This is a genomic window from Aquimarina algiphila (genome assembly GCF_007489275.1).
Taxonomy (GTDB): Bacteria; Bacteroidota; Bacteroidia; order Flavobacteriales; family Flavobacteriaceae; genus Aquimarina; species Aquimarina algiphila.
In genome coordinates this window covers 1-792 of sequence record NZ_VLNR01000183.1, presented here as the reverse complement: position 1 = coordinate 792, position 792 = coordinate 1, and the positions used below count along the sequence as shown (strand labels likewise).

The 792-nt window shown below is 39.1% G+C and carries 1 pseudogene; it reads left to right on the top strand.

The window, feature by feature from the left end:
* Positions 1 to 765: pseudogene (locus tag FOF46_RS31015) on the top strand (hypothetical protein); the annotation flags it as partial.
* Positions 766 to 792 lie beyond the last annotated feature (27 nt).

Here is a 792-nt window from a genome sequence, read left to right as displayed (position 1 = left end):
CCAGCAGAAGTTAATCCTGGTGCGATAGCAGATGGAGCATGGTCTTCTTATGTTGTTTTACCTAGTGGGGTGGTAATCAATGCTCAGTTAGTAGCTAACAGCACTGGTATTCATGATAGAATCCCTCATCCAGATGGTAATGGCCCTGCTCAAGAAGATGATTTAAACAACCCAAATCTTGCTATAGATCAAGCATCTGTTGTAATGCAACTTTTGGATGGATGGCATAATGGTAGTCCTTACTACTTCCATATTGTAACAGATACTTCTGACCCAGGACCGGCAACTATAGAATTAGGAGTTTTTGCTCCAAGATTGGCTAACTTACCAACATTTGGATTATTCCCAGGAGGTTCTATGTTACCTTTTAGCCCTACAGCTAATGGTAGAACTACAGATACTGATGGTTTTGGAGTGCAAGGTTTAAATTCGGCTTCCTTAAGTGATCGACAAGTGCAGGATCCTACAAATACATTCCCAATTGATCCTAATGATGAGAGATATGCTCCTATGTGGGATGCACATATCACTGAGTTTACAGTTCCTGAATCAGAACGCCCAATACTAAGAAGTTTTGATCAAATCAATCAACTTTTGGCAGATGGTACTTTAATCCCTTTTAGAGGAAATGCAAATCCAAGTCCTTTAGCGAATTCATTATCTGATTTATTAACTGCAACAGGAGCAATTATCAACTGCCCGGTAATTACACAACCGGGAGCAAGTGTAATAGGTACTCAAATCGGGTCTCCTCGTAATAATTAATTAAGCATTAAAAGAACTTATATATAT